The organism is Pseudonocardia pini (assembly GCF_013870575.1).
In the GTDB taxonomy this organism is placed as follows: Bacteria; Actinomycetota; Actinomycetes; order Mycobacteriales; family Pseudonocardiaceae; genus Pseudonocardia; species Pseudonocardia pini.
The window spans coordinates 1-7,716 of sequence record NZ_JACBXB010000211.1 but is presented as its reverse complement, the minus strand read 5'-3'; the positions used below and the strand labels follow the sequence as shown (position 1 = coordinate 7,716).

9 protein-coding genes are annotated in these 7,716 nt (G+C 73.6%); 7 read left to right on the top strand and 2 right to left on the bottom strand.

The window, feature by feature from the left end; genetic code table 11:
- From H5J29_RS14225 to H5J29_RS14210, 4 genes are all read left to right on the top strand, one after another.
- Positions 1-139, top strand: a 139-nt coding sequence (locus H5J29_RS14225) for a copper transporter (RefSeq protein ID WP_181781432.1), incomplete at its 5' end; no start/stop codon positions are given.
- 116 nt (positions 140-255) lie between these two features.
- Complete coding sequence (locus H5J29_RS14220) at positions 256-1,689, top strand: amidohydrolase family protein (protein WP_181781431.1); 1,434 nt, start codon at positions 256-258, stop codon at positions 1,687-1,689.
- Positions 1,690-1,793: 104 nt separating this feature from the next.
- Positions 1,794-3,512 (top strand): CTP synthase, encoded by a 1,719-nt coding sequence (gene pyrG, locus H5J29_RS14215; RefSeq protein ID WP_181781430.1) that lies wholly within the window; start codon positions 1,794-1,796, stop codon positions 3,510-3,512.
- A complete protein-coding gene (locus H5J29_RS14210; protein WP_312858220.1) occupies positions 3,509-4,135 on the top strand; it encodes an NUDIX domain-containing protein in 627 nt (208 codons plus the stop codon). Before pyrG ends, H5J29_RS14210 begins: the two co-directional genes overlap by 4 nt.
- A 45-nt stretch (positions 4,136-4,180) precedes the next feature.
- On the opposite strand, the gene H5J29_RS35060 is transcribed toward H5J29_RS14210, so the two are convergent.
- Positions 4,181-4,345, bottom strand: coding sequence for a hypothetical protein (locus tag H5J29_RS35060; RefSeq protein WP_376768529.1), 165 nt, complete (start codon positions 4,343-4,345; stop codon positions 4,181-4,183).
- Between H5J29_RS35060 and H5J29_RS14205 the strand changes: the two genes are divergently transcribed.
- The 3 genes from H5J29_RS14205 to H5J29_RS14195 are packed head-to-tail and all read left to right on the top strand — an operon-like array spanning position 4,266 to position 7,028.
- Positions 4,266-5,720: an alkaline phosphatase D family protein gene (locus H5J29_RS14205; RefSeq protein ID WP_376768530.1), complete on the top strand. Its 1,455-nt coding sequence runs from the start codon at positions 4,266-4,268 to the stop codon at positions 5,718-5,720. The genes H5J29_RS35060 and H5J29_RS14205 overlap by 80 nt on opposite strands.
- 17 nt (positions 5,721-5,737) lie before the next feature.
- The gene (locus H5J29_RS14200) at positions 5,738-6,343 is read left to right on the top strand and encodes a sulfite oxidase-like oxidoreductase (protein ID WP_181781428.1); all 606 of its coding nucleotides are present in this window, start codon (positions 5,738-5,740) and stop codon (positions 6,341-6,343) included.
- Between the two features lies 1 nt (position 6,344).
- Entirely contained in the window at positions 6,345-7,028 is a 684-nt protein-coding gene (locus H5J29_RS14195; protein ID WP_312858219.1) for an FAD-binding oxidoreductase, read from the top strand.
- A gap of 192 nt (positions 7,029-7,220) precedes the next feature.
- Here the strand turns inward: H5J29_RS14195 and H5J29_RS14190 are convergent.
- The coding region (locus H5J29_RS14190) for a DUF1932 domain-containing protein (RefSeq protein ID WP_181781427.1) at positions 7,221-7,716 on the bottom strand (496 nt) is incomplete at its 5' end.

Genomic DNA, 7,716 nt, shown 5'->3' with positions numbered 1-7,716 from the left:
GGGCCTCTCGACCGTCGACGACGTGCAGACCGGCACCGGCCGCATCGCCACCGTGCTGGCGTTGAAGGAACAGGTCGACGGCAAGGCGGGCAGCTACGGCTCGGACCGCACCGCCTCGAACGGCGCGGTCCCCGCCTGACCGGCTGTGAGTGGCGATAGTCGCTCCAGCGATCGCTCCAGCGATTATCGCCACCCACAGCTGTGATCTGGGGCGGTGGGCGACTAGAGCGCGCTAGGTCCGGATAGTCCGGGGTGGTGACCTCCTCCCTGACCCGCCGCGGTCTACTCGCCGGCGGTGCGGCCCTCGGGCTCGCCGCCTGTGCCCGCCCCAGCTCGGCGACCGCCGCGTCCGTCGAGACCGGGGGACCGGTCGTGTTCCGCGGCGCGACTGTCCTGCCGATGACCGGCGACGCCGTGTGGGAGGCGACCGACGTTCTCGTCCGCGACGGGGTGGTCGCCGAGATCGGCCGCGGGCTCGGCGGCGGCACGGAGATCGACGCGTCCGGCGCGATCCTGATGCCCGGCATGGTCGACGTCCACCGGCACTGCTGGCAGGCCCCCTTCGCCGGGCTCGGCGCGGACTGGGACTTCGCCGCGTTCACACAGGTCACGCAGGGTGGGATCGTGCCGCGGTACCGACCCGAGGACTTCCACGCCGCGGCCCTGCTCAGCCATCTGGACGCCCTCGACGCCGGCGTCACGACCGTCGTCGACTACAACCACGGCCTCGTCGAGCCCGCCGACGCGGAGGCGTCCCTGCGGGCGGCGACGGAGTCCGGGGCCCGCGTCCGGTACGCCTGGGGGCACGCCGCCATGCAGGCGAACGATCCCGCGCGGTCCTGGTACACCGCCGTCGAGCCGCTGCTGGCGCGGCGGACGGACCTGGTGGACGTCGCGCTGGCTCTGGACTGGTCGAGCGATCCCGCGCTGCCCGAGCGCGCGGCGTGGGAGTTCGCCGCCCGGGAGAACCTGCAGGTCACGGCCCACAGCGGGCTCTACGGCCGCGGCACCGACGCGTTCATCGACGCGCTCCGGAACACCGGCCGGCTCCGCTCCGGGACGCTCTACGTCCACGCGGGTGCCTTCGGCGACAGCAGCTATCGGGCGATCCGGGACAGCGGTGGCGCGATGGCGATCTGCACCGAGAGCGAGTTCACCTTCGGCCAGGGCAGGCCCGCCACCAAGCAGGTGGCGAGGTACGGGATCGGGGCGGGGCTCGGCTCGGACACGGTCGTCTACGAGTCCGCCGACCTGCTCACCGCGATGCGCAGCACACTGAACGCCGACCGGCTGCGGGCCAACACCGAGGCGCAGCAGGCGAACGCCCCGCTGCCCGCCCCGCAGCTCACCGCCGCGCAGGTGCTGGAGTGGGGGACCGTCGGCGGCGCCCGGGCGCTCGGTCTCGCCGACCGGATCGGAACGGTGGAGGTGGGCAAGCGTGCCGACCTGGTGCTCCTGCGCCCCCGCAGCCCGCTCGGCGGGCTCGCGCTGGCCAACCACCCCGCGGCGGCGGTCGTGCTGCACGCCTCGCGCGCGGACGTCGACACGGTGCTGGTGGACGGCCGGATCGTGAAGCGGGACGGGACCCTGGTGGCCGACCTCGCCGCCGCACAACGGGCGGCCACCGACACCCGCGCGCACGTGCTCGCCGACCTCGATCTTGCCGCCGCCCGCCGGGGCAGGACCTGAGCGAGAGTGCCGTTCGTGCGGACCTACCGCACGAGAGTGCCGTTCGTGCGGTCTGCGGAGGGTCGGCGCAGGGTCCCTCGGCTCCACGGGTACGCTGAAGCTCCGTGCAGACTCGCGCGACCCGTCATCTGTTCGTCACCGGCGGGGTCGCATCCTCGCTGGGCAAGGGCCTCACCGCCTCCTCCCTGGGCCAGCTGCTCACCGCCCGTGGCCTCCGCGTCACCATGCAGAAGCTGGACCCCTACCTCAACGTCGACCCCGGGACGATGAACCCGTTCCAGCACGGCGAGGTCTTCGTCACCGAGGACGGCGCGGAGACCGACCTCGACGTCGGCCACTACGAGCGGTTCCTCGACCGGAACCTGCACGGCCGGGCCAACGTCACGACCGGCCAGGTCTACTCCGAGGTGATCGCCAAGGAGCGCCGCGGCGAGTACCTCGGCGACACCGTGCAGGTCATCCCGCACATCACGAACGAGATCAAGGACCGCATCCTCGCGATGGCGGAGCCGGACTCCGACGGCGTCGTCCCCGACGTCGTCATCACCGAGGTCGGCGGCACCATCGGCGACATCGAGTCGCTGCCGTTCGTCGAGGCGGCCCGCCAGGTCCGTCACGAGGTGGGCCGGGACAACTGCTTCTTCCTGCACGTGAGCCTGGTGCCCTACCTCGCGCCGAGCGGCGAGCTGAAGACCAAGCCCACCCAGCACTCCGTCGCGGCCCTGCGGAACATCGGCATCCAGCCCGACGCCCTGGTCCTGCGCGCCGACCGGGAGATCCCCGAGGCGATGAAGCGCAAGATCTCCCTGATGTGCGACGTCGAGCTCGACGGCGTCGCGGCGGCCCCCGACGCCCCGTCGATCTACGACATCCCCCGCGTGCTGCACCGCGAGGCGCTCGACGCCTACGTCGTGCGACGGCTGGGCCTCCCGTTCCGCGACGTCGACTGGACCGTGTGGGGGGACCTGCTCGAGCGCGTCCACAACCCGGACGAGACGGTCACGATCGCGCTGGTCGGCAAGTACGTCGACCTCCCCGACGCCTACCTGAGCGTGACCGAGGCCCTGCGTGCGGGCGGTTTCGCCCACCGCGCCAAGGTCGAGATCCGGTGGGTGCCGTCGGACGAGTGCGAGACCCCGGCGGGCGCCGCGGCGGCGCTCGAGGGCGTCGACGGCGTGCTCGTCCCCGGTGGCTTCGGCATCCGCGGGATCGAGGGCAAGCTCGGCGCGATCACCCACGCGCGCACCCGCGGCATCCCCACCCTGGGGCTCTGCCTGGGCCTGCAGTGCATGGTGATCGAGGCCGCGCGGAACCTCGCGGGCCTCACCGACGCGTCGAGCAGCGAGTTCGACCCCCGCACCCCCCACCCGGTCATCTCGACGATGGCCGAGCAGCTCGACGTCGTCGCCGGCGAGCGGGACATGGGCGGGACCATGCGCCTCGGCGCCTACCCGGCCACGCTGGGGGAGGGGACCGTCGTGGCGAGGGCCTACGGGACCCGCGAGGTGTCCGAGCGGCACCGGCACCGCTACGAGGTCAACAACCACTACCGGGACCGGCTCGCCGAGGCCGGGCTGGTCTTCGGCGGGACCTCGCCCGACGGCGGCCTGGTCGAGTTCGTCGAGCTGCCTGCGGAGGTGCATCCCTTCTTCGTGGGGACCCAGGCGCACCCCGAGCTGAAGTCCCGGCCCACCCGGCCGCACCCGCTGTTCGCGGCGTTCGTCAAGGCCGCGCTCGCGTACAACGCCGCGGACCGGCTCCCCGTCGAGATGCCCTCCCGCAAGAACGGGCGCAAGACCGAGCCCGCCGAGGTCGCCTCGTGAAGCCCGGGGAACACGACTTCCCGGTCGCCTCGTCGACGGACATCTACGAGGGCCGCGTGATGGCCGTGCGGGCCGACCAGGTGGTCATGCCCGGAGGCCGGGAGGCGACCCGCGAGATCGTCGAGCACCCGGGGGCGGTGGCGATCGCCGCCGTCGATGAGCAGGACCGGCTCATGATGATCCTGCAGTACCGCCACGCCGTCCGCCGACGCCTGTGGGAGATGCCCGCGGGTCTGCTCGACCACGCGGGGGAGGACCCCACCGAGGCCGCCGCGCGCGAGCTCGAGGAGGAGGCGGGTCTGCAGGCCGCGGACTGGTCCGTGCTGGTCGACGCCGTGCCCTCGCCCGGCTTCTCTGAGGAGGCGATCCGGGTCTTCCTCGCCACGGGCCTGACCCGGGTCGACCGCCCCGACCTGGGGGACGACGAGGAGGCGGACCTCGAGCCGCGCTGGATCCCGCTGGCCGAGGCGGTCGCCATGGTGCTGCGCGGCGAGATCGTCAACGCGACGACCGTGGCCGGCGTCCTGGCGCTGCAGGTGGTCCGGGACGGCCACGGCACCACCCGCGACACCGACGCGGACTGGCCCGACCGCCCCACCCGCTTCGCCGCGCGCCGGACCTGACCCGTGAGTGGCGATGTCGCCATGGCGACCATCGCCGCTCACAGGTCAGCCTGCGGCGCGCTTGCGGGCGTCCTCGGGGAAGGTCTTGGCCTCGATGCAGGTCGTGGACCAGCCCTCGAAGGCCTCGGTGATCCCGTCGAGGTCCTCGATCTCCGCCAGCAGGTCCGCCTGCGAGGCGTCGGTGGCCTCCTCGATCGACGTCCGCAGCACCTGTCCGGCCGAGGTGAGGGCGCCGTCGGCCCTCTGGACGCGGCTCGCCCCCGACCCCCTCGCCCCCGACGGTCTGGGTGGCATGCCCGGGCGCACCGTCGCCGTCGACTGGGAGGTCGCCGAGGACGAGCGCTTCGACCGGGTCGCCGCCCGCGGGACCGTCGACGCCGTGCCCGAGGCCGCGCACAGCGTGCACGTGGAGGTGGCGGCCCTGGCGCCGGGCCGCGAGTACTTCTACCGGTTCCGCGCGGCCGGGGCCCTCTCCCCCGTCGGTCGCACGCGGACCGCACCCGAACCGGGCTCGCTCGGCGCCCTGACCACGTGCGTCGCCTCCTGCGCGAACTACCCGGTCGGCTGGTTCACCGCGTACCGGCGGCTGGCCGAGGACGAGCCCGAGCTGGTCCTGCACCTCGGCGACTACCTCTACGAGTACTCGACGCCCGCGGGGTCGGTGCGCGCCGTCGTCGGCCCCGAGACCACCGAGCTCGCGGGCTACCGGCAGCGCCACGCGCAGTACAGGACGGACCCGGACCTGCAGGCGGCCCACGCCGTCGCGCCCTGGCTCGTCGTGTGGGACGACCACGAGGTGGACAACAACTGGGCCGGGGAGACGGCCGAGGACGGCAGCAGGCTGCTCGCCCGCCGGGCCGCCGCGTTCCAGGCCTACTACGAGCACATGCCGCTGCGTCGCAGCTCCGTCCCCCGCGGCATCGACATGCAGCTCTACCGGCGCGTGCCGTGGGGCGCCCTCGCGACCTTCCACATGATGGACACCCGCCAGTACCGCAGCGACCAGGCCTGCGGCGACCGGATGCGCGTCGACTGCGGGGAGCGGTTCGACCCCGCCCGGTCGCTGCCCGGCGCGGCCCAGGAGGCCTGGCTGCTCGACGGTCTGCGCACCTCCCGGGCCCGCTGGGACGTCCTGGGGCAGCAGGTCTTCTTCGCCGAGCGTCGGGGCCGCGACGGGGCGTACGCGATGGACGCCTGGGACGGCTACGCCCCCTCGCGCGACCGGGTCACCCGGGGTTGGGTCGAGGCGGGCGTGCGCAACGCCGTCGTCCTCACCGGGGACGTGCACACCCACTGGGCCAACGAGCTCCCCCTCGACGACACCGTGGTGGGCACCGAGCTCGTGGCGGGCTCCGTCACCTCCGAGGGCGACGGCGACGGCGCGACCGACCATCCCGACCTGCACGTGAACCCGCACCTGCGGTTCCGCAGCAACCGGCGCGGGTACGTCCGGGTCCGGTACTCCGCGGACCGGGTCACGGCGGACTTCCGGGTGCTCGACGCCGTCACGCGGCCGGGGGAACCGGTCCGCACCGCCGCCTCCTTCGTGATCCCCGACCGGGAGCCGGGCCTGAACCCCGCGTGATCCGGCATGCTGTCCGCATGGCCATCACCCGTGGATTCACCGGTCGGCGGAAGACACGCGACCCGCGGCTGCCCCCCGGTCAGTACGACGCCGGGGCGGACTGGCCCGTGCTCAACGCCGAGGCCACGCCGCGGATCGGCACCGACCGCTGGACCTTCACCATCGACGGGCTCGTCGAGCAGCCGGTGAGCTGGACCTGGGCGGAGATCCAGGCGCTGCCGCGCTCGCGCTACGAGGGCGCCATCCACTGCGTCACGACCTGGTCGAAGTTCGACATGACCTTCGACGGCGTCTCGGTGGACACGCTGCTCGAGGCGGTCTCGCTGTCCCCGGACGCGGCCTACGTCATGGCCACCTCGCACACCGGCTACGCCACGAACCTCCCGCTGGAGGACGTCACCGGGGGCAAGGCCTGGGTGGTCTGGACGGTCGACGGGTCCCCGCTGACCACCGAGCACGGCGGCCCGGCCCGGTTGCTGGTCCCCCACCTGTACTTCTGGAAGTCCGCGAAGTGGGTCTCCGGCCTGCGGGTCATGGCCTCCGACGAGCCGGGCTTCTGGGAGCGCAACGGCTACCACGACCGCGGCGACCCCTGGCTCGAGCAGCGCTACCAGGGGGACTGACGTGGTCGCCTGGCAGAAGGCGATGGTCGTGGAGGTCCGCCGCGAGACGCCGAACGCGAAGACCTTCCGGCTGAAGCTGCCCGCCGTGTCCGAGCACGTCGCGGGCCAGTACTACGTGCTGCGGCTGACCGCGGAGGACGGGTACACGGCCCAGCGGGACTACTCGGTCGCCTCGGTGCCCGGCTCGGACCTGGTCGACCTCACGGTCGAGCTGCTGCCCGGCGGGGAGGTGTCGGAGTTCCTGCACGAGGTCGTCGAGCCCGGGGACGAGCTGGAGGTCAGGGGCCCGATCGGCGGCTGGTTCGCGTGGCGCGGGGACTCCCCGGCGCTCGGGGTGGCAGGCGGCTCCGGGGTGGTGCCGCTGATGTCGATGCTGCGCCTCTCCCGGCTCCGCGACCCCTCGCTGTTCCGGTTGGTCGTGTCGGCGCGGCGACCCGCGGACCTCTACTACGGCGCCGAGGTCGTGGGCCCGCAGACGACCGTGGTCTACACGAGGCAGACCCCGCCGTCCTGGCCGCGGCCGGTGGGCCGGCTGACCGCGGACGACCTCGCCCCGACCCTCACCCCGACCCAGACCGTCTACGTCTGCGGCACCCCCCCGTTCTGCGACCACGCCACGGGCCTCCTGGAGTCCCTGGGCGTGAGCACGGACCGCATCCGGGTCGAACGCTTCGGCCCCAGCTGACGGAACGTCCGACTCGCGCGTCGAGACCGAGGGACTCGCGCCCACGACTCCCCCGGTTCCGACGCGCGAGTCCCCCACTTCCGACGCGCGAGTCGGACACAGACCCCGCGAGTCCCCCACTTCCGACGCGCGTGTCGGACACCACGGCCCGCGAGTCCGACACCACGGCGCACGAGGCGGACGTCGGTGGCGTCAGGCGCGGCGGTACATCTCGGCGGCGGCGCGGGAGAAGCCGTCGGGGACGCCGGCTGCGGCGAGGGTTGCCGCCGCCTCCTCCATCTCCGCCACCCACCGCCAGCCCTTCTCGGCGGCGATCCCGCTGATCCGGTCGAGCGCGGCGGGGTAGTCCACCCCGGTGCGGGCCAGCTCCTCGCGGAGTGGCGCGTCGACGCCCAGGGTGCGGGCGGCTTCGTCGAGGGCCAGCCAGATGGCGGGCAGCGCCTTGCTCTGGAGGGCGAAGCAAGCCTTGAGCGCGCTCGCGGTCCCGACCTCCGGGCCGAGGTGCCGGGCCTGGAACGGCGTGCCCGCGAACAGTGCCTCGACCAGGGTGGCGTGTGGCCCGGACAGCCAGAGCACCGTGGTGCCTGCCTCCCACGCGGGCGGGCCGATCACCGCGGCGTCGACCAGCCCGTCGTCGGGGAACAGGTCGGACAGGCCGGTGACCGTGCCGGGCGAGACGGCGTTGGCA